The sequence below is a fragment of the Candidatus Sulfotelmatobacter sp. genome (assembly GCA_035504415.1).
Classification (GTDB): Bacteria; Vulcanimicrobiota; Vulcanimicrobiia; order Vulcanimicrobiales; family Vulcanimicrobiaceae; genus Vulcanimicrobium.
In genome coordinates this window covers 262,668-282,535 of record DATJRY010000010.1, presented here as the reverse complement: position 1 = coordinate 282,535, position 19,868 = coordinate 262,668, and the positions used below count along the sequence as shown (strand labels likewise).

The window sequence follows — 19,868 nt, the reverse complement described above, 5'->3', positions numbered from 1 at the left end:
AGATCAGGTTCCGGGTGGCTCGGGCCGGCCCATGGCCAGTCGCGCAAGCGCATCGGGCGGCACGGCTTGGTACTCGCGCTGCAGCATGTCTCGATACAGCCGGAACCGTCGCAGCCCCTCGGCCGGGTGGTGGCCGGCGAACTTGGCGCGGATGGCCAACTCGTTGGCCGGCTCGTCGAGCGGGTCGCCGTACAGCAGCGTCTCGGCGACGTTGACGGCGCCCTCCGGGTCGCCCGACCGCAAGAGATCCTCGGCGATGAGCATCGCCACGTGGTGGCGCAGCTCGACGACGCGCGGCTCGTAGGTGACGAACCATCGCCAGCGGAGGTACGCGGGGCTCGTCGGAGCCGTCAGCTTTCCCAACCAGCGGCGCAACCAGGCTCGATCGGAGTCGGTGAGGTCGCCCAGCCGCCGCAGGCCGGCGACGACGGTCTCGGCCTCGACGAAGTCCGTCACGACCCGCCAGGTGAGCCGATACGCGTTTCCGGTGACCTGGACGACCTCGCGGTCGCCCACGTCGCGTCGCAGCCGGTGCGTCGATGCGCGCAGGGCTGCCTGCGCCGCCTGCGGATCGACCGCATCCCACAGACGCTCGGCCAAGACCTCACGGTCGATGCTGCCGCCGGCCAAAGAGAGCGCCGCCAAGAGCTCGATCTCGCGGTCTCGCACCGGGAGGGGCCGGCCGTGGCGTAATGCCACGCCGGCGAAGACGTCGACCCGCACCACGTCGAGCCGCGTCGCTTTGCTTTGCCGCATGCGGCGGACCAACGGCGCGAGCGGCCCCGTGCGGTTCGCGCGCCCCGCCGCGAGCGCATCGACCCCGGCCCGAAATGCGGCGTCGTCGATCGCCGCCGCGGCTTGTTTCGCCAGCGTCAGGAAACTCGTGGGGTCGTCCTCGAGTGCCGCGTTGACGATCGCGGCGACCGTGATCCAGACCACCGCGCCCGACGCTTGGGCAGTCGTCAGTGCCACGGCGGCGAGCCGCCGCGCGAACACCGGATCGTCGAGCCGCAGTGCGGCATCCAAGAGGCGCAGCGTCGTCCACGGTTCCGCGAGCGGCGTCGTCGTTTCGGCGAAGCGCCGCCGTTGGTCGCGCTGGCGGCCGCGGCTGTGCAGTGCGTCGATCTCCGCGCTGCGTACCGCGAACGTTGCGTCGTCGCCGCCGAGCCACGCGGCCGACGCCGCGTACGAAATGGCGAGCGCGGTCACGTCGTCGTCCTGCCACGTGCGCGCGGCCTCTTCCCACGATGCCCAGCGGTCGAGCGCCGCTGCATCGACGCCGGCGAGCATCGCGCGCGTCGTATCGATCTCGAAGCGTTCGTTCTCGAAGTACGTCGGACCGTCGGCTGGAATGCCCGCATCGGCGAGCTCGTGCTGGGAGTCGTGCACGCGCCCGCGCCACGCTGCGGTCGCCGCGCGGACTGCGGTCAGCACGCGCCGGTGCTCGACCGGCGCTTCATCGGCGAGCGTGCGCGCCGCGAGGTCGAGGATCGCCTGCGCGTCGACGAACCGGCACTGGTAATGCTGAAGGGTACCGGCGGCCACCAACGCCCCGGACCGAACGCCCGGATCGTCGTCGCCGGAGAGGCGTTCGGTGAAAGCCGTGACCGCAGCGGCGAGCGCGTCCGGGTGCGCGTGGGTCACCGGGCAGCTGAGCAGCAGAAAGAACGGCGTGCGCGAGCTCAGCAGCAGTTCGATCGGGAGGGCTCGCACGACGTCGAGGTAACGTCGCGGGATCGGTTCCCCCGGGTGCGGCAGTTCCATGCGCTCGAGGTGGGCCAGCGCGGCTGCCGGCTCGTCCAAGGCCAGCCGGATCTCCGCGCAGCGCAGATGCTGCCCCGCAAGCTGCCAGCTCTCCAGCGCGCGCCGGCGCAGCGCCTCCACCTCTTCCGGCAGCAGCTCGCGAATCGTCGTCGCGACGATGGGCATGATGTGGAACTCGTCTGCCTGCGCGATCACCGGCCCGTTCGTCTCGGCGAGGCTGTGCAGCCGCGCGGGACTGAAGCCCGTCAGCGTGCGCAGGTCGTCGGCGGTCGGATGATCGAGCGCCGCGCACGCGACGCACAGTTGCCGCACGTCCGGCGGCCACGCGGCGATGACCTCGCTCGCGACGTACGCGCGCAGCTCCGCGAAGGACGGTCCGGTCAGATCGTGGAGACTCGCGCGCAGCGAACCCTCGCGGAAGAGCCGGACGAAGAAGAGGACGCCGACCGGCCACCCGTGCGTCTGCGTGCGGATGAGCGCGAGCGCCTCGTCGTCGAGTTCGCCGGGCGAACACAGTGCGCGAATCTCCTCGTCGCTGAAACCGAGGTCCGCCCGACCGAAGACGAGCACGTCGTGCGGCGGAACGTCCCGCAAGGCGAGCTCGCTCGGCGTGCGCGACGTAACGGCGATGACGGCCCTCTGCGCCGCCGCGGCGATCGCTGCGTTGAGCGCGGCCTCTCCGCCCGGCATCGTGAGCAGCACTTCGGCGGCGTCGAGGGTGATGAAGGATGCGTCGGCGGCGTTCGCGACCGCGTCCTGGACGGCGGCGGGAGACGTCATGCCGCGGCAGTCGATCACGACGGGGCGTGGGCTCAAGGCAGCGAGCTGCTCGGCGGCGACTGTTTTGCCCCACCCTGCCGGCGCCGTGAACCGCACCAAGCGAGGCGACGCCAGGCGATAGCGGTCGATGATGCCCAGCCGCGGCACTCCCATGGTTGCGCATTCCGGAGGTGGAGCGTCACGTCCCGGTGCGCACTGAGACGAAGGTCGGAAGGCAGGAGTGCGGCAGCCGGATTGCCGTGCGCTAGGGTCGTCCCATGCTCGCCGTGCTTTCCGTCCTCGCCGCCACCGAGCGACGCTCGCGCCTGCTGGCGGAACGGTTCGCGGGCCTCTCGCGCTGCGGTGAGCTGGACGGGCTCAACGATGCCGCCTGGGTCCAGGCGATGCTCGAGGTCGGCGCCGCGTCGCTACGGCCGCAGGTGCCGATCGCGGGCTATCTGAGTCACGTCGAAGGCGGCCTCGTCGTCGTCGACGCGTGCGCGTTCGCGGGACCACCCGCAGGCGACGCGTTCGCCGTTCTCGGGCCCGGCGATACGCTACCGGTGCATCAGACGCTCGCAGCGCAGGTAGCGGCGGCGCGACATGCCATCGCCTGGGACGAGCTCACCCGCATCAGCCTGGATGCGGTGCGGGCGAAAGGCTGGGGCAGCTGCATCGGCACGAGCTTCCCCGTCGGCGGGTCCACGCATTTGCTCATCTTCGCCTCCCCGATGCCGATGAGCAGGGACCCCTTCGGTGACGACGACCGCGCGTACGTCGACGTGCTGGCAGCGCTCTTCGCGAACCGCCTCCACCGACGCTGGCTATCCGACCGCATGCGCTACGCCGCCGAGCACGACCTGCTCACCGGCCTGCCGAACCGCACCCAGTTCCAGGTCGCACTCCGCTCGGCGATCGAAGCGCAAGCGCCGTTCGCGCTTGCAATCGTCGACATCGACGGTTTCGGCGAGATCAATCGCGCGCACGGTCATCTGTTCGGAGACGAGCTGCTCGTCGAAGTGGCGGCGGAGCTGAACGGCATCGACGAGGCGGACCTCGTCGCGCGGCTCTCGGCGGATCGATTCGGCGTTCTGATGCGTGGCGCCGGTTGCGATGTCGCGCTCACCGCGGGGCTTGCGCGGTACGAGCGCCGCTTCGCCCGAGCTTTCAGTACCGGTGATCGAGACGGGACGCGGACGATCGACGTGACGGCGTCGTTCGGCGTGGCCGTCTTTCCGCACGACGGACAAGGCGCCGAGGACCTCGCGCGGCGTGCCGATATCGCCCTCGAGGCCGGCAAGAGCCGGGGTGCCGGGACGGTGCGGCGCTACGACGCCGCGATGGAGCAAGCGTTCCAGCGCGGTCGGATCAGCCGCGCGGATCTCCTCCGCGCGGTTCAGACCGAAGAGCTCCACTTGGTGTATCAGCCGACGTTCGAGCTGGAATCCCGTCGCCTCGCCGGAGCGGAGGCGTTGATTCGGTGGAACCATCCGCAACACGGTCTCCTCGCGCCGAGCGAGTTCATCCCGTTCGCGGAGCGCGCCGGCATCATCGGGCGCGTCACATCGTGGGTGATCGATGAGGTGCTGCGCGACCTCGGCCGCATGCCGCATCTCCCCGCCGAGTTCCGCTGCTACGTGAACATCTCGGCGAAGGATCTGGCCGACGAAGCATTCGTCGACCAGCTGCGGCGCGCACTCGAGCACCGGCCCGGACTCACCCGGAATCTCGGCATCGAAGTCACGGAATCCGCCGCGATGGAAGACCTCTCGCGCTCGGCCGACGCGCTCAGCCAACTGCGCGCGCTCGGCGTTGCGGTCGCACTGGACGACTTCGGGACCGGGCACTCCTCACTGCCATACCTGCGTCGCTTGCCGTTCGACATCCTGAAGATCGACCGGACGTTCGTGCACGAGCAACCGTCGAACGGGCGCGACGCCGCCGTCGGTGAGATGCTCTGCTCGCTCGGCCGGCGACTGGGCGTCGCCACGCTGGCCGAAGGGATCGAACGGGAAGCGCAAATCGCGTGGGCGCTCGCCCACGGCTGCCGGTACGGGCAAGGCTTCCATCTCGCGCCGCCGCAGCCGTTCGACGACCTGCGTGAGCGTTTGCTGCGCGAGGTCTGAATTGGTGGGCCAACCTGGATTCGAACCAGGGACCTCATGCTTATCAAGCATGCGCTCTAACCAACTGAGCTATTGGCCCGAGGGGAACGACGACTAAGTTTACGGGCGGGCTCCGCCGTTGTCAACGCCCGCCAAAAACGAGCGAAGCCCGCCGGTGACGGCTAGATCAGCTTGATCCAGGCGTTCATGATCGAGTCGTCGCGCTTGATTTGCTCCATGGCCAGCTCGCGCAGGGCGTTGGCCTCGCGGTCGAGCTCGGCGCGCATCTGCATGAAGCGGTCGAAGGCCGCCTGGCGCTCGATGAGGTCCGCGTCGTCGGTGGTGACGGGGCGGTCGGCGGGTTTGGCGGCGTGCGCGGTCGCCGGATGCGCCGCCGCGGCGGCGTGCGGCGCGGCGGTGGCCGTGCTTTTGGCCGCACCGCGCGGAGTCGCCGCGCGGGCGGGCGGTTGAGAGCGGAGCGGAACGACCTGCATCAGCCGATGGTCCGGATGAACTCGCGGGTGATCTGGTTGTCAGCCTTGCGCTGCTCCATGGCGACCTCGCGCAGCGTGTTCGACTCGCGCAGGATCTCCGAGCGCTCCGAGGTGACCTCGTCGAACTGCTGCGACTGTGCTTGCAGTTGGAGCTGGAAGGTCATCTGCTGGGCTTCCAGGGCCTCGGTGGCCCCTAAGTAGCCGCCGTTGATCAGGTTCTGGTAGCTGTTGCTGGCACCGCCCACCGTGTTGGCGCCGCTCTGCCCCAGGGCGCCCATGATGCCGCCGCCGATCGTGCTGACCGGGTTGCCGAAGATCGAGCCCTCGGCGGCGCCGCTCAGCGCGCCGCCGATCGTGCTCAGGAGTCCCATCGGGCAGCCCTAGTCGTCGCCGCCGCCGCCGGCCGGCGAGGGCGCGATGTCGCTGGTGTCGTGCTCGTTGGGCTTCGCCATGGGCTGGTACTGGGGCAGGCTCAGCTGGAAGCCCGAGCCTCCGCTGCCGCCCCCGCCGCCCAGCAGCAGCTGGGCCAGCCCCTGGAGCGCGTTGACGAGCGAGGAGCCGCCCGACGAGCCGGTCGCGCCCGAAGAGCCGGTCCCGAGCGAGTCGAGCAGGCCGGCGGTATTGCCGGTCCCGAGGATGGTCGGCGTGATCGTGGACCCGCCGGTTTGCGCGGGTCCGTCGGCGCCCGCCGGACCGAAGGAACGGATCGCTCCCCCGCCCGCGAAGGGGGTGGTAGCGCTGAAGTGAGTGTCCATGCGGCTCCCCTTCACGCCGACCGCCTGCGTTGACAAGGGTCCGGGGGTGGTCTACCATATCTCGGTTGGCATGGGGTCTCTCCGCGCGGGGGGCCTCGTTCTATGGTATGGGTTCTTCACTGGTCATCGACGTCGGGACGCTGCTGTTCGCGGGGCGCCCGATGGTCCTCGACGAGCACGTCGAGGTTCCGCCGTTCTCCTCGTTCACGTTTCCGCACCCGGCCCTCGTTCGGCTGGACCTGAAACGCGTCGACCGAGGCTTGCAGATCGACGGGACCATCGAAGTGGACGTCGCGGGCACCTGCGACCGGTGCCTCGAGGACGCCGTCTCGCCGCTGCGGGTCGACGTCGAGGAGCGCTTCGATCCGCCCGGCGGTACGAGCGATCCGTTCGGGGAGAACAACGTCCTGAGCGGCACGTCGCTGGACGTGGGCGATCTGGTCCGACAGTTGGTCGACAGCGCGCTCCCGATGATCTGGACGTGTACGGAAGAGTGCCGCGGACTGTGCGACGTCTGCGGACGGAGCAAGAACGCGGGCGGCGGGTGCACCTGTCCGACCGCGACGACGGAAGGCGATCATGGCAAACCTCAAGTGGAAGACCCCTCGTTCGAAGACCCGTAGCCGGCGCGCTGCGAACTGGAAGCTCGAAGCCGTCACGACGGTCGAGTGTCCGCAGTGCCACCAGCCGAAGCGGCCGCATTTCGCGTGCGCGTTCTGCGGCACGTACGACGGCCGCCAGGTCGTCGAGCCGAAAGACGACCACGCCGGCCACAGCCACGGCTAGTTTGAACGTTCGTTGACGAACACCGGCGTCCGGATCGCTGGGGTCGGGCATTTCGTCCCTGAGCGCGTGATCAGCAACGCCGACCTCGAGCGGATGTTCGATACGTCGGACGAGTGGATCACGACCCGGACCGGCATGAAAGAGCGGCACGCTGCCGCTCTCGATCAGCCGACGAGCGATCTGGCGCTGGGCGCCGCGCAACACGCGCTGGCGAACGCCGGCATCGCGGCGACGGCGTTGGATTGCGTCATCATCGCCACGGTGACGCCCGACTACGCGTTCCCGGCCACGGCCTGCGTCCTGGCCGCCAAGCTCGGCGTTCCCGGCACGCCGGCGTTCGACATGGAGATCGGCTGCAGCGGCTTCATCTACGGCTTGACCGTCGCCGCCAGCCTGGTCCGCAGCCGCGTCTTCAAGCGCGTGCTGCTGGTCGGCGCCGAAGAGCTGACCCGTCTGGTCAACTACGAAGACCGCTCGACGGCGATCCTGTTCGGCGACGGCGCCGGCGCGGTCGTGCTCGAGCAGAGCGACGTCGATTGCTTTCTCGGCGCCGAGCTGGGCTCCGACGGCTCGCGCCCGCAGGATCTGCTGCTCCCGTTCAGCGGCACCGCGCACCCGCCGCTCACCGGCGACGACATCGCGCAGAAGAAGAACACGATCGTCATGAACGGCCGCGAAGTCTTCCGGTTCGCGGTCACCAAGATGATCGACTCGACCAACACCGCGCTCGAGCACGCCGGCATCGAACCCAAAGACGTGACCTGGCTGATCCCGCATCAGGCCAATCGCCGCATCATCGACGCGGCCGCCAAGCACTTGGACTTGCCGTCGGAGCGCGTGGTCGTCAACATCGACCGCTACGGCAACACCAGCGCGGCCTCGATTCCGATCGCGCTCTCCGAAACGGTCGCCGCCGGCAAGCTGCACGACGGCGACATCATCCTGTTCGTCGGCTTCGGCGCCGGCCTGAGCTGGGGCGCCGTGGCCTGGCGCTGGTCCACCAACGGCAAGGGGCACTAGAGAACATGCGGGTTGGGGTCGTTTTTCCCGGACAGGGGTCGCAACAGCTGGGTATGGGCGTCGATGCGGCGCGTGCGTATCCGGCGGCCGCGCAGTGCTTCGCGGCGGCGAAGACGATCTTGGGCTACGACTTGTTGAACCTGTGCGAGCAGGGGCCGGAAGAGAAGCTGCGCGAGACGCGCTACGCGCAGCCGGCGATCTTCGTCGCGCACTACGCGTTGGCCAAAGCGGTCGGCGACGTCCTCGACCCGGTCGCGTCGGCCGGGCACTCGTTCGGCGAGTTCGATTCGCTCACGCTGGCGGGCGCGCTGACCTTCGAGAGTGCGCTGGCACTGGTGAACCAGCGCGGCCTGGCGATGCACCGTGCGGCCGAGAAGGCCCAGGGCGCGATGGCCGCCGTGCTGGGGCTCGACGCGCAGGCGCTCGGCGACGCCGTCGCCGAGGCCGTCGCGCGCGGCGCCGGCCGCGTGCAGCTGGCGAACTTCAACGCGCCCGGCCAAATCGTCATCAGCGGCGACGCCGCGGCGGTGCGCGTCGCGGGCGAGCTGGCGATGGAGAAGGGCGCCAAGCGCGTCATCCCGCTCAACGTCTCGGGCGCGTGGCACAGCGCGCTGATGGATCCCGCGCGCGAGGAGTTCGCGCCGCACGTGCGCGCCGCGACCGTCATGCTGCCGCGCTTCACCGTCATCTCCAACGTCGATGCGCAACCGTACGAAGACGTCGAGCAGATCAAAGCCAACCTGATCCGCTCCGTCACCGACGAGGTGCGCTGGCACGACGTCGCGCTCGCGCTCTCCGCGCTGCAATTGGACCTGATCGTCGAGTTCGCCGCATCGCCGGTGCTCGGGCCGATGATGAAGCGGGTCGAGGGCGCACCCAAGGCGATGACCGTCTCCGACGCCGCCGGCGTCGAGAAGCTGCGCGCGTTGCTGGCGCCCGCCTCCGTGTCATGACCGGGAAGATCGCCGTCGTCACCGGCGCGAGCCGGGGGATCGGCCGCGCCATCGCCGTCGACCTCGCCCGCGCGGGTGCTGACCTCGCGCTGATCGGTCGCGACCCCGGCGCGCTGGCGGAGACGCAGGCGGCCTGCCGCGAGGCGCGGCCGGGCGCGGCCGCGGACGTCTTCACCTGCGACGTCGCCGATCAGGCGGCCGTCGACGCGGCGATCGCCGCGGTGCTGGGGCGACACGGCCGGATCGACGTCGCGGTCGCCAACGCCGGCCAGTCGATCGACGGCCTGATCCTGCGCTTCAAAGCCGCCGACCTCGACCGCTTGCTGGACGTCAACCTCAAGTCGGCCTTCTACCTCTGCGCGGCGGTCGCCAAGCCGATGATGAAGCAGCGCGGCGGTTCCATCGTCCTGGTCTCGTCGATCGTCGGCCTGGCCGGGAACGCCGGCCAAAGCGCCTACGCGGCGACCAAGGCCGGCTTGCTGGGCCTGGCCAAGTCGTTGGCGAAAGAACTCGGGTCGCGGGGCATTCGGGTCAACGCGGTCGCTCCCGGTCTCATCGAGACCGCGATGACCGCCGAGATGCCGGGCGCTGCCCGGGAACACTACCTGCGCTCGATCGCCCTCGGCCGTGCCGGGGCGCCCGAGGACGTTGCCCCTGTGGTCACCTTCCTCGCTTCGGACTCCGCCCGATACGTCTCCGGCCAAACCGTGGTCGTCGACGGCGGATACCTCACGTAAACACGCGTCAGCGTTCTTCAGGAGAAACGGAACAAAGCATGGCTGCCGACACCTTCGATCGCGTCAAGAAGATCATCGTCGAGCAACTCGGCGTCGAAGAGAACGAAGTCACGCCCGAGGCGTCGATCACGGACGATTTGGGCGCGGACTCGCTCGACCAGGTCGAGCTCGTGATGGCGTTCGAGACCGAATTCGGCATCGACATCCCCGATGAAGAAGCCGAGAAGATCAAGACGGTCGGCGACGCCGTCACCAAGATCGACTCCGTCGCGGCGGCCAAGGAATAGTGGCTTCACGTTCCGTGAAGCGTTCGGCCTTCGGTCGAGCCGCCGCGTAAAGGAAATATGCTCGAGGCCCTCTCCGAGCGCTTAGGCGCGATCTTCGACCGGCTGGCGAACCGCGGCCGACTCACCGAGTCGGACGTTAACGACGTGCTGCGCGAAGTTCGGGTCGCGCTGCTCGAGGCCGACGTCGCGCTGCCGGTCGCCAAAGACTTCGTCGCGGCGATCAAGGAGCGGGCCGTCGGGTCCGACGTCCTGACCTCGCTGACGCCGGCGCAGACGGTCGTCAAGCTCGTCCACGACGAGCTGGTCGAGCTGATGGGCGGGGCCGAAGCGCGGCTGAAATACGCCGACGCGCCGCCGACGGTCTACCTCATGGTCGGGCTGCAGGGTTCCGGCAAGACCACCCACGCGGGGAAGCTCGCGCTGCGGTTGAAGGAGCAGGGCCGCCGCACGCTGCTGGTCGCCGCCGACGTCTACCGGCCGGCCGCCATCGAGCAGCTGCACACGCTCGGCAAGCAGATCGATCTGCCCGTGTTCGACGAGGGTGCGGGCGATCCGGTGAAGATCGCGCGCGACGGCGTCGCCGAAGCGAAGCGGCTGGGCATTCCGACCGTCATCATCGACACGGCCGGCCGGCTGCAGATCGACGAGCGCCTCATGGAGGAGCTCGAGAAGATCAAGGCCGCCGTCAAGCCGACCGAGATCCTGTTCGTCGCCGACGCGATGACCGGTCAGGAAGCGGTCAACGTCGCCAAGACCTTCGACCAGCGGCTGGGCATCACGGGCGTCATTCTCACCAAGATGGACGGCGATGCGCGCGGCGGCGCGGCGCTTTCCATCCACAAGGTGACCGGCGCGCCGATCAAGTTCGTCGGCGTCGGCGAGAAGGTGACGGCGCTCGAGCCGTTCCATCCCGACCGCCTGGCGTCACGCATCCTCGGGATGGGCGACGTCCTCACGCTGATCGAGAAGACGCAGAGCGTCTACTCCGAGCAGCAGGCGGAAGCGCTGGCGCAGAAGCTGCGCAAGTCGCAGTTCACCCTGGACGATTTTCTCGAGCAGCTGCGCCAAGTGCGCAAGATGGGCTCGATGACGGACATCATGAAGATGATCCCCGGGCTTTCACGGGCGATGCCGAACGTCGACATCGACGAGCGGGACGTCAAGAAGGTCGAAGCGATCATCTGCTCGATGACGCGCCGCGAGCGCGAACGTCCCGAAGTCCTCAACGGGTCGCGCCGCAAGCGCATCGCGCTGGGCAGCGGCACCCAAGTATCCGACGTCAACCGGCTCGTCAAGCAGTTCGAGTCCTCGCGTCAGATGATGAAACAGTTGGGCGGCATGAAGAAGGGCCGATTCCCACGACTCCCCCTCGGCATCGGCCGATAAATCCCTCAGCAAGAAAGAATCATGGTCAAGATCAGACTCCGGCGCATGGGCGCCAAGAAACAACCGACGTACCGCTTCGTGGTCGCCGACGTGCGCTCGCCGCGCGACGGCCGATTCATCGAGATCCTCGGGCACTACAATCCGCGCACCGAACCGCGCACGCTCGTCGTCGACGAGGCCAAGGCGAAGGAATGGCTGGCCAAGGGCGCACAACCGTCCGACCCCGTTCGCCGTCTGTTCGCCGAGCTCGGTCTGTGCGAGCGCGGCCCGATCCCGGAGACCAAGCGCGCACCGAAGAAGTCAAAGAGCAGCTGACGTGAGCGCCTTCGACGACGAGTTCGGCCTCTTCGGCGACGAGTCGGAGACGGAGGAGGAGCGTCGCTCGACGCTCGGCGCGCGGCGCATCGGCTCGGACGAAGCGGCGAGCGACGACATCGAGCCCGAGGACGAACGCCCGCGGCGCGGCCGCGGCCCGCGCGATCGCACGGCCGGCGGCCCGGGCGGCGACCGCCGCCGTGAAGGACGCGTGTACGGTGCCGACCGCGGCGCGCGCAAGGCGGCCGATCCGGTCGTCGCGCAGCAGCGCGCGCTCGACCTGTTGGCGTTTCTGGCCCGCAAGCTGGTCTCGCACCCCAACGAAGTCCTGGTCGAGACGGTCGACACCGCGAAAGGGCCCGTCGTCGAGCTGGTCGTCGTCCAGGAAGATCTCGGCAAAGTCATCGGGCGCAGCGGCCGCGTCGCGCAAGCGTTGCGCACGCTGGTGCGCGCCAGCGCCGAAGGCCGGATCGCGATCGACATCGTCGCCTACGACGAGGACGAGTTCGAACAAGAAGCCGAGCACGCCGGCGACGCCGACGTGGCGAACGGCGACGACTGAGGTCAACGCCGGCCGCATCGCCGGCGTTTTCGCGCTGCGCGGCGAGCTGAAGCTCGACGCCAGCCGGGCCGGCGCGGACGCCTTCGCCGTCGGCCTCGCCGTTCGCGCACGGCTGCGCGACGGCAGCACGCGCGAGCTGCGCGTGCGTTCGCTGCGCCGGCATCAAGGGCGCCCGCTGGTGGCGTTCGACGGCGTCGACGACGTGGACGCGGCCCAGGCGCTGGTCGGCGCGACGCTGAGCGTCGCGCGCGACGCGGTGACGATGGCCGCGGACGAGTACTTCGACGACGACTTGATCGGTTGTCAGCTGGTCGACGAAGACGGGACGGCGCTCGGCACCGTGCGCGCGGTCGAGCACCACGGCGCGCAGGACGTCCTGGTGGTCGGGGAACGGCGTGCGATGGTGCCGCTGGTGCGCGCGTTCGTGCGCGCGATCGACGTCGACGCGAAGCGGATCACGGTCGCGCTTCCGCCCGGTTTGCTCGACCCCGCCGCGGCCGAAGAGGCGTAGCCGCTATGACGGGCGCTTGGCGGCGGTGAAGTAGCCGGCGAGTGCGTCGGAGACGGCTTTCTCCGTCGCTTGGGTGGGCTTGCCGCGCTCGCTCGTGCTCTGGCTCCAGAGCGTCACGCCGCCGCAGACCGAGACTTTGAGCGCGAAGGTCGCGCGGGTGGTGCCGAAGCCTGCGGCTTTGGTGGCCAGCGTGCCGGTCACCAGCTTGGTGTCGGGGTGGGCGCTGCAGGCGGCCGCGCCGCTCTCCGCGCGCAGCCCGTGCGCGCGCTCGGCCAGCACTTGCGCGGCGGCGGTGCGCAAGCTCGCGTCGGCCGATCCGCCGACCGGGAGCACGGTGTACTCGGCCGGATTCGGCGCCGCGGCGACGGCGGTGCCGCGCGCCGCGGACGCCGGTGCGGCGGACGCGGCCGGCGCCGCACCGCCCGACCGCTTGTGGAACAGCTTGGTCAAGCCGCTCAGGTTCGCTTCGTTGCCCGCGGTCGGCGCCGCCGTCGGCGCCGGCGGCGGCGTGCCGACGTCCGCGAACGCGCGGTTCGAGTAGATGCCGAGCCAGTCGGCGAGATCGACGCCCTCGCTGGCGGCGTCGGCGACGGTGTTGATCTGCGCGCTGTGGCTGAAGACGACGATCCCGGTGCTCGTGCTCACGACCTGCTCGACGAGCGATGCGCCGTTGCCCAGCGGTGAGATGAAGCCCGCCACGTAGTAGTCGGCGGCGCCTTTGCGTGCCGCTTCGAGATACGCCGGGCGATCGGTACCGGGCGGCGCCGGGACGACCGAGACCTTGCCGGTGTTCGCCATCTGCTGGGCCAACAGCACCGCCAGCGAGGCCACCGCCTCGCGGTCGATCGAGCTGCCGTTCGGCGTGAACGGGAAGACCATCACCACCGGCTTGTTGGTGAGGATCGACGACGGCCCGGCTGCCAAGAGCGGCAAACCGAACGACGCGGCGAGCAGGACGACGAGGAGACGACGCACCCGTGAGGGTTCGGCGCGCACCATGCGATCCCTTACGACGCCAGCGGCAGCTTGCGCGTTTTGACGTGCTCGTGCCACGCCGCGCTGACGTGCGCGCCGAACAAGAAGACGACCCCGATGACGTCCAGCCAGAGCAGCAGGACGAACAGCGCCGAGAGCGCGCCGTAGATCTGGAACGCGTACGCGGCGTACGTCGTGTAGATGGCGTAGGCGATCTGCGCGATCGAGTAGCCGAGTGCCGCGACCGCGGCGCCGGCGCAGACGGCGGGCCAGCTCGGCTGACGGTTCGGCAAATAGGCGTAGAGCAGCGCGCAGACCACGAAGACCAGTGCGAACGACGCGCCGTACGAGGCGATCTGCGGCGCCCAGCGCAGGGATTCCAAGCCCGCGAATTGCACGCCGAGCGTGATGATGATCGGCAACGCGGTCGCCAGCGCGATCACGACGCCCGCGATCGGCACCAGCGTGAGCGCGATCGCGACCTGCCAGACGAGGCTGCGCTGGTGCTCCAGCCCCAGCGAGCGGTTCAGCGCGTAGGTCAGCGCTTGGAACAGGTTCTTGCCGCCCCACGCCAAGCCGACGAAGCCGACCACGCCGGAGACGCCGCGATAACGCACGATCGTCTGCAAGTTGCTGGCCAGCAGATCGTAGAGCGCGGGGACGTAGAACAAGATCGCTCGATTCGCTTGCGCGATGCCGTCGGCGGTGCCGAACGCGAACGCCAGCAGCGAGACGCCGACCAACGTGAGCGGGACCAGCGCGAAGAGGGCGGTGTAGGCGATCGCCTGCGCGGTGAAGGCCGACCCCTGCGCGGAGAAGCGCGCGCCCGCGGCGCGAAAGACCTCCACCCAGCGTGACATCGCCGCTTCACCTCCTCGCTCTGGCCGCCGTCGTGGTCGACGGATCGTTCGTTCCCTCGGTGCCGCCCGCTCTCGTCGTCGCCGGACACGTGGCCGGGCCGCCGCGCCTGGTGGCGGCGTTCGCCGACCGGGTCGCCGTCGACGCCGACGGCACGCTGATCGCGCGACGCGGCGGCGCGACGTGCACGGCGGCGCCGGTGACCGCGGGCGATCCTCCGCTGGTGCTGCTGGCACCGTTGGCGCGTTGCCTGGGGGCGCGGGTGTGGTGGGATCCCCGCGCGCGCACGCTGGCGCTCAGCTTCCCGCGTGCGGCGCCGCTCCCGACCCCGACGCCGCCGACCGGGACGCCGGGCCCGGTCCCGACGCTGCTGCCGGCGACGCCGCCACCGACCGCGAGCCCGCGGCCGATCCTCTCCGGCGTCCCGATGCCGCGGCGCACGGCGATCCCCGCGCTGCCGTCCTAGCCGGTCCCTACAAGCCCGAGTCCGTGATCTGCTTGACCCAGGCTTGCGTCTCGGGCGCGTCCCACCAGTTCGCGATCCGCGCCTCGAGCTCGGGCAGCGCGCGCAGCAGCGAGAGGTGGCTGTGTAGCGCCTTCGGGTCGGGCCGCGGTGCCTCCATGTCGGCCTGCAGCGCGTCGATCGCGCCTTGGGCGTCGTCGTCCTCGCCGAGCGCGCCGCGCAGCTCGTCGTAGGGCGGGTGAGGAACAGCAGGCCGACCGGAATCGTTCATAGCGGCCTCCTTCCCGGTGCGAGGGGACGTCTCCGGGTCGTCGGTTCGAGCGGTACGTGACAGATCGTCCTGACGCAAGGGAGTACCAGGCATGGCCGCGCGAGAACGCAGGCCCGATCGACTCGCTCGTTGAGGATGGGGTCCGGATGCGACAGGGGTTTCTTTTGGCGTGCGCCGTCGCGTGCGCCGTCGGCTTGGCGGGCTGCGGCGGCGGCCGCGGGGTAGGCGCAAGCCTGCCCGGCGCTGCGCAGGCGGCGCAGAAGCAGCGGGTGACGTTCGCGATCGACGTTCCGAAGGCGAGCGGGGCGTCGAACCGCCGCGCCCCGCAGTACATCTCGCCGGCGACGACTCAGCTCGCGATCGACATCACGCAAGGCGGCACGCCGGTCGCCGGATACCCCACGACGATCCCGCTCACGCCGACCTCCGCCGGCTGCAGCAGCACGCTGGCCTCGACGCAATGTCAGCTGACGATCTCGCTCGGTGCCGGCAGCTACGTCGCGACGCTGACCGCGGAAGACGCCGCCCGCAGCGCGCTCTCGACGGCGCAGAGCATCGCCTTCACCGTCTCTGCCGGCACGAACACGACCGTCCCGCTCGTCCTCTCCGGCGTGCCGGCAGCCGTCACGGCGCAGCTCTTGCCGGGCTCGTCGAACCAGCTGGTCGTCAACGCGTACGACGCCGACGAGAACCTGATCATCGGACCGGGCGCGCCGAGCTTTACCGTCGCGCAGTCCAGCGGGATCGCGGTGACGATCACGCAACCGTCGACGACCGCGCCCAACGTCGCGACCGTCGTGCCGAGTACCGCGGGAACCGCGGTGCTGACCGTGACCGCCGCCTACGGCGGCAGCGGCGTAACCAATGCGTGCGCGCTCGGCGGCGCCGTCTGCACTGCGAACGTCACCTTGACCAGCACGCTGCCGTTCTTCGTCGCGTCCCACACGACCGACGGCATCGCCGCGCACCCGACGCCGTACGCAAACGACGGCTACACGGTGCTGCAGAACCCGGGGGCCGTTCAGGGCATCGCGAGCGATGCCACCGGCGACCTCTTCGCATCGATCCAGAGCGGCAGCGTCGCCGAGTATACCGCGCCGTACAGCGGCGCGCCCAGCTCGACGTTCGCGGGCTTTGGTTACGCCGACGTCGTCGGAACGAACGGCGACCTGTTCGTCGAGAGCAACTTCGGTCAGGCGGAAATCTTCGCGCCGCCGTACACGGGCACGCCGACGGTGGTCGGGACCAGCGCCGGGAGCAGCTATCCGGGATTCGCGATCGCGCTGAGCCCCGCCGGCGAGCTCGCGATTCTGCTCGAGGAGTCCGTTTCGGTCTTCGCGCCGCCGTACACCGGCACGCCGACGTCGGTCAGCGTGTCCTTCCCGACCGACGTGACCTTCGACGCGGCCGGCGACCTGTTCGTGGTGGAAGGGGTTGCCGGAACCGTGACGGTCTACGCGCCGCCGTACACCGGAACGCCGACGACGCTCAACGGCGCGGTCGGCGTCGACGGCCCGTATGCGGTGGCGGTCGACGCCGGCGGCAATCTGTACGTCGCGAACAACAGCAACAACACGGTGACGGAGTACGCCCCGCCGTTCACGGGATCGCCGATCGCCACGATCTCGAGCGGGCTGGATGAGCCCACGGCGCTCGCCTTCGACCGCGCCGGCGATCTGCTCGTCGCCAACTACGGGAACGACATGGTGCAAGAGTTCGTGCCGCCGTACACGGGGACGCCGACGAGCATCCCCGCCGGCGTGCACCAGCCGAGCCTGCTCGCGGTCGCCGGCGGGTACGCGGTGTCGGTCAGCCCGTAACGCGCTTACCTCGCCTGCGCCAGGAGCGCCGCCGCGTGAGCGTGTGCGGTCGCGTAGGCGGCGCGCTGCGAGGGGGTCGGTGCCGCGTCCGCGCCCTCGATGGTGAACAGCAGGCCGATCAGCGTGCCGTTGGCGCGAGCGAGGTTGCGCGAGAGCAAGGCGTTCGTCTTGGCGACGCGCCGCCCGGCGTCATACGTCGCGTTCGCGTCGGCGACGATCGCGTTCGCCAGCGCGTACTGCGCTTGCAGGTCGGCGCTCGTCACGACGACGCGCGGGTCTTCGCGCACCAGCAGCGAGCGTGACGAGCGCGCGCCGTCCGCGTCGAGGGTGACCGTGTAGGTGCCCGGCGGGATGCGCGGGCCCTGTGGCTCCAGCGGCGTCGCGTGCGGGATCGCCGCGATGGTCGGGAAGTAGTCCTCGCTGCGTGGACGCGGCAGGTGCAAGTCCCACACGAAGCGGTGCACGCCGGCCGCCGCGGACGGACGGGTCGGCGGCGCGAGCCACCAGGCGGGGACGTCGAGCGTCTTGGGATCGACCGCGAAGGTGAGCGGATCGTCGCTCGAGAGCCGCCGGACGACCGCGCCGTGGGCGTCGGCGATCGTCAGCGTGACGCGCTGCGCGGCGCGGGGCAGCACGTAGTCCAGGTACGCCCCGTCCGGCGCGTTGGCGAAGAACGGCTCGTCGGGCGGCAGCGGCGTGTCGGTGTTGGTGTTCGGCTCCACGCGCCAGACCGGTTGCGGCTGCAGCAGCACGGGCGTCGCCGACGCCAGCGCGGCGCGGTCGCGCAGCGGGCGCACGTCGTCGAGGATCCAGAAGCCGCGCCCGTGGGTGGCGACGTCGAGGTCGTCGCCGTGCACGATCAGGTCGCGGATCGAGGTCGCCGGCAGGTTCAGCCGCAGCGATTCCCACGCGGCGCCGTCGTCGAACGAGACCCACACGCCGCGTTCGGTCCCGGCGTAGAGCAGACCGGCTCGCTTGGGATCGGCGCGCACGACGTTCGTCGGCGCGGCCTCGATGCCGCGGTCGATCTCGGTCCAGGTCTTCCCGCCGTCGTGCGTGCGGAAGAGCTGCGGCCGCTGCTCGTCGAGCCGGAAGCGGTTGACGGCGACGTAGGCGCTGGCGGTATCGAACGGCGAGGCGTCGATGATTGAGATCTTCGCCCACGGCCCGACGCCCGGCGGCGTCACGTTGGCCCAGTGCGCCCCGCCGTCGGCGGTGCGCCACACCAGCCCGTCGTCGGTGCCGGCCCAGACGACCTTGGCGTCGCGTGGCGAGAGGCCGAGCGCGTAGATCACGCCGCGATGCGGCCGCCGCGCGGCGGCCGTCTGCGCGAAGATGCCCAGGTTGGGGGTGTTGGCGGGATCGGCGCGGGTCAAATCGGGGCTGATGGTGCGCCAGTGTTCGCCGCCGTCGGTGGTGACGAAGACGACGTTGGCGCCCAGGTACAGCGCGTGCGGATCGGCCGGCGAGAACGCCAGCGGCGCGGTGCGCCGGAAACGGTAGAGCGGATTGCCGCGCCAGCCGATGACCGGACCGACCTCGCGCGTCTGTCCGCTGCGCTCGTCGTAGCGCGTCACCTTGCCGCCGTAGACGATCCCCGGGTGCAGCGGGTCAGGTGCGACGTAGCCGTACTCTTCGACGCCGACCGGATGCCAGTCGCGGAAGGTGACCGCGCCGTCGTTGCCGCGGGTGAGGATCTCCGCGCTGCCGCTCTCCTGTTGCCCGCCGTAGAGACGGTACGGAAAGCGGTCGTCGGCGGCGACGTGGTAGAACTGCGCCGTCGGCTGGTTGTACCACGATGACCAGCTCGCGCCGCCGTCGACGGTGAGCACCGCCCCTTGGTCGCTCCCGAGCAGGATCGTACGCGGGTCGTCGGGCGAGATCCAGATGTTCTGGTAATCGTCGCCGCCCGGCGCACCGCGCAGCGCCTCGAACGTCTTGCCGCCGTCGACCGATTTGTAGGTCGTGGTGTTGGTTTCGTAGACGACGTTCGGATCGCGCGGATCGACCGCGATCTCGGCCAGGTCGTCGCCGCGTTCGGTGACGCGGTCGGTGTCGTTGAGATGCGTCCAGGTCGCACCGGCGTCGTCGGACCGGTAGATACCGTCGTTCTTCTCGGCGTCGACGGCGGCGTAGACGCGCTGAGCGTTGCTCGGCGCGACGGCGACCTCGATGCGGCCGACGCCGTCGGCGAGGCCCGGCAGACCGCCGGCGAGCTTCGTCCACGTCGTGCCGCCGTCGGTCGACTTGTAGAGCCCGCTGCCGGCGTCGGGGCGCTCGAACGAGTCGCCCGCGCTCGTCTCCCACGGCGACTGGCGCGCGGCCCAGAGCGAGGCGTAGATCGTGTTCGCGTCGTGCGGATCGAGCGCGAGGTCGAACGCGCCGGCGTCGTCGTTCGGACCGAGCACGCGCGCGAAGGTCGCGCCGCCGTCGGTGGAACGATAGACGCCGCGCTCGGCGTTCGGCCCGTACGGGTGCCCGAGCACCGCCACGAACAAGCGGTTCGCATCGTGCGGATCGACCACGATGCACGCGATCTGCTGCCCGTCGCGTAAGCCGAGATGCGTCCAGTGCGCGCCGCCGTCGGTCGATTTGTAGATCCCGTCACCGACCGCGAGGTCGGGTCGTTGGCGGCCCTCGCCGCTGCCGACGTAGACGGTGTCGGGCGCCGAGGGCGCGACGGCGATCGCGCCGACCGACGCGGTCGGCTGATCGTCGAAGATGGGCGTCCAGGTGCGCGCGCCGTCGACGGTCTTGAAGACGCCGCCGTTGACCGCCGCGATGTAGTACTCGTCGGGCCGCCCCGGTACGCCGGTGACCGCGACGGTACGGCCGCCGCGGAACGGCCCGATCGGCCGCCAATGCAGCACGTCGCGCAGCGCGGCGACCGGATCGGGCGGGGCTTGCGCCGCGGTGGCGGCCGGAACGGCCGGGCCGAGCGCGAGCGCGAGCGCGAGACACGGGGCGAGACGACGCATCATTCCGGGCGCGTTGCGCGCGCCGGTTCGGCGTGCCTTCCACCGGACGGCGAAGCGCACCGACGCGGC

The 19,868-nt window shown here is 70.3% G+C and carries 19 protein-coding genes, 1 tRNA gene and 1 pseudogene; 12 read left to right on the top strand and 9 right to left on the bottom strand.

Annotated features, from left to right (window positions below):
• Nucleotides 1-3 precede the first annotated feature (3 nt).
• Nucleotides 4-2,580, bottom strand: coding sequence for a BTAD domain-containing putative transcriptional regulator (locus tag VMD91_06250; GenBank protein HTW83648.1), 2,577 nt, complete (start codon nt 2,578-2,580; stop codon nt 4-6).
• A gap of 221 nt (nt 2,581-2,801) precedes the next feature.
• On the opposite strand from VMD91_06250, the gene VMD91_06245 reads away from it, so the two are divergent.
• Nucleotides 2,802-4,649, top strand: coding sequence for a bifunctional diguanylate cyclase/phosphodiesterase (locus VMD91_06245; GenBank protein ID HTW83647.1), 1,848 nt, complete (start codon nt 2,802-2,804; stop codon nt 4,647-4,649).
• Between the two features lie 2 nt (nt 4,650-4,651).
• Here the strand turns inward: VMD91_06245 and VMD91_06240 are convergent.
• The 4 genes from VMD91_06240 to VMD91_06225 form a co-directional block, all read right to left on the bottom strand.
• Nucleotides 4,652-4,728, bottom strand: a tRNA-Ile gene (locus VMD91_06240).
• A gap of 82 nt (nt 4,729-4,810) precedes the next feature.
• Nucleotides 4,811-5,122: a hypothetical protein gene (locus tag VMD91_06235; GenBank protein ID HTW83646.1), complete on the bottom strand. Its 312-nt coding sequence runs from the start codon at nt 5,120-5,122 to the stop codon at nt 4,811-4,813.
• Entirely contained in the window at nt 5,122-5,493 is a 372-nt protein-coding gene (locus VMD91_06230) for a hypothetical protein (GenBank protein ID HTW83645.1), read from the bottom strand. Before VMD91_06230 ends, VMD91_06235 begins: the two co-directional genes overlap by 1 nt.
• Before the next feature lie 9 nt (nt 5,494-5,502).
• Nucleotides 5,503-5,877, bottom strand: a complete 375-nt coding sequence (locus VMD91_06225) for a hypothetical protein (GenBank protein ID HTW83644.1) — start codon at nt 5,875-5,877, stop codon at nt 5,503-5,505.
• A gap of 107 nt (nt 5,878-5,984) precedes the next feature.
• Between VMD91_06225 and VMD91_06220 the strand changes: the two genes are divergently transcribed.
• From VMD91_06220 to rimM, 9 genes and pseudogenes are all read left to right on the top strand, one after another.
• On the top strand, nt 5,985-6,500 hold the full coding sequence (locus VMD91_06220) for a DUF177 domain-containing protein (GenBank protein HTW83643.1): 516 nt from the start codon (nt 5,985-5,987) through the stop codon (nt 6,498-6,500).
• Nucleotides 6,501-6,675: 175 nt separating this feature from the next.
• Nucleotides 6,676-7,683: a beta-ketoacyl-ACP synthase III gene (locus tag VMD91_06215; GenBank protein ID HTW83642.1), complete on the top strand. Its 1,008-nt coding sequence runs from the start codon at nt 6,676-6,678 to the stop codon at nt 7,681-7,683.
• A gap of 5 nt (nt 7,684-7,688) precedes the next feature.
• Nucleotides 7,689-8,636, top strand: coding sequence for an ACP S-malonyltransferase (gene fabD / locus VMD91_06210; protein HTW83641.1), 948 nt, complete (start codon nt 7,689-7,691; stop codon nt 8,634-8,636).
• Nucleotides 8,633-9,373: a 3-oxoacyl-ACP reductase FabG gene (gene fabG / locus VMD91_06205; GenBank protein ID HTW83640.1), complete on the top strand. Its 741-nt coding sequence runs from the start codon at nt 8,633-8,635 to the stop codon at nt 9,371-9,373. The genes fabD and fabG overlap by 4 nt, the downstream gene beginning before the upstream one ends.
• 38 nt (nt 9,374-9,411) lie before the next feature.
• The gene (locus VMD91_06200) at nt 9,412-9,660 is read left to right on the top strand and encodes an acyl carrier protein (protein HTW83639.1); all 249 of its coding nucleotides are present in this window, start codon (nt 9,412-9,414) and stop codon (nt 9,658-9,660) included.
• Between the two features lie 57 nt (nt 9,661-9,717).
• Entirely contained in the window at nt 9,718-11,046 is a 1,329-nt protein-coding gene (gene ffh, locus VMD91_06195) for a signal recognition particle protein (protein HTW83638.1), read from the top strand.
• 21 nt (nt 11,047-11,067) lie between these two features.
• The gene (rpsP, locus tag VMD91_06190) at nt 11,068-11,361 is read left to right on the top strand and encodes a 30S ribosomal protein S16 (protein HTW83637.1); all 294 of its coding nucleotides are present in this window, start codon (nt 11,068-11,070) and stop codon (nt 11,359-11,361) included.
• Nucleotide 11,362: 1 nt separating this feature from the next.
• The gene (locus VMD91_06185) at nt 11,363-11,923 is read left to right on the top strand and encodes a KH domain-containing protein (GenBank protein ID HTW83636.1); all 561 of its coding nucleotides are present in this window, start codon (nt 11,363-11,365) and stop codon (nt 11,921-11,923) included.
• 13 nt (nt 11,924-11,936) lie between these two features.
• Nucleotides 11,937-12,434 (top strand): annotated as a pseudogene (gene rimM, locus VMD91_06180) (ribosome maturation factor RimM).
• Nucleotides 12,435-12,437: 3 nt separating this feature from the next.
• Here rimM and VMD91_06175 read toward each other — a convergent pair.
• Together VMD91_06175 and VMD91_06170 are read right to left on the bottom strand one after the other, a co-directional pair.
• Nucleotides 12,438-13,409, bottom strand: a complete 972-nt coding sequence (locus VMD91_06175; protein HTW83635.1) for a hypothetical protein — start codon at nt 13,407-13,409, stop codon at nt 12,438-12,440.
• A gap of 32 nt (nt 13,410-13,441) precedes the next feature.
• Nucleotides 13,442-14,269, bottom strand: a complete 828-nt coding sequence (locus VMD91_06170; protein HTW83634.1) for a YihY/virulence factor BrkB family protein — start codon at nt 14,267-14,269, stop codon at nt 13,442-13,444.
• Between VMD91_06170 and VMD91_06165 the strand changes: the two genes are divergently transcribed.
• Complete coding sequence (locus tag VMD91_06165) at nt 14,263-14,733, top strand: hypothetical protein (GenBank protein ID HTW83633.1); 471 nt, start codon at nt 14,263-14,265, stop codon at nt 14,731-14,733. The two genes, VMD91_06170 and VMD91_06165, sit on opposite strands and share 7 nt — an antisense overlap.
• A 7-nt stretch (nt 14,734-14,740) precedes the next feature.
• Here VMD91_06165 and VMD91_06160 read toward each other — a convergent pair whose 3' ends face one another.
• A complete protein-coding gene (locus VMD91_06160) occupies nt 14,741-15,001 on the bottom strand; it encodes a hypothetical protein (protein HTW83632.1) in 261 nt (86 codons plus the stop codon).
• Nucleotides 15,002-15,147: 146 nt separating this feature from the next.
• Here VMD91_06160 and VMD91_06155 point away from each other — a divergent pair, with 146 nt between their 5' ends.
• Nucleotides 15,148-16,821: a hypothetical protein gene (locus VMD91_06155; GenBank protein ID HTW83631.1), complete on the top strand. Its 1,674-nt coding sequence runs from the start codon at nt 15,148-15,150 to the stop codon at nt 16,819-16,821.
• Nucleotides 16,822-16,826: 5 nt separating this feature from the next.
• On the opposite strand, the gene VMD91_06150 is transcribed toward VMD91_06155, so the two are convergent.
• A complete protein-coding gene (locus tag VMD91_06150) occupies nt 16,827-19,799 on the bottom strand; it encodes a hypothetical protein (protein ID HTW83630.1) in 2,973 nt (990 codons plus the stop codon).
• Nucleotides 19,800-19,868: the final 69 nt, after the last annotated feature.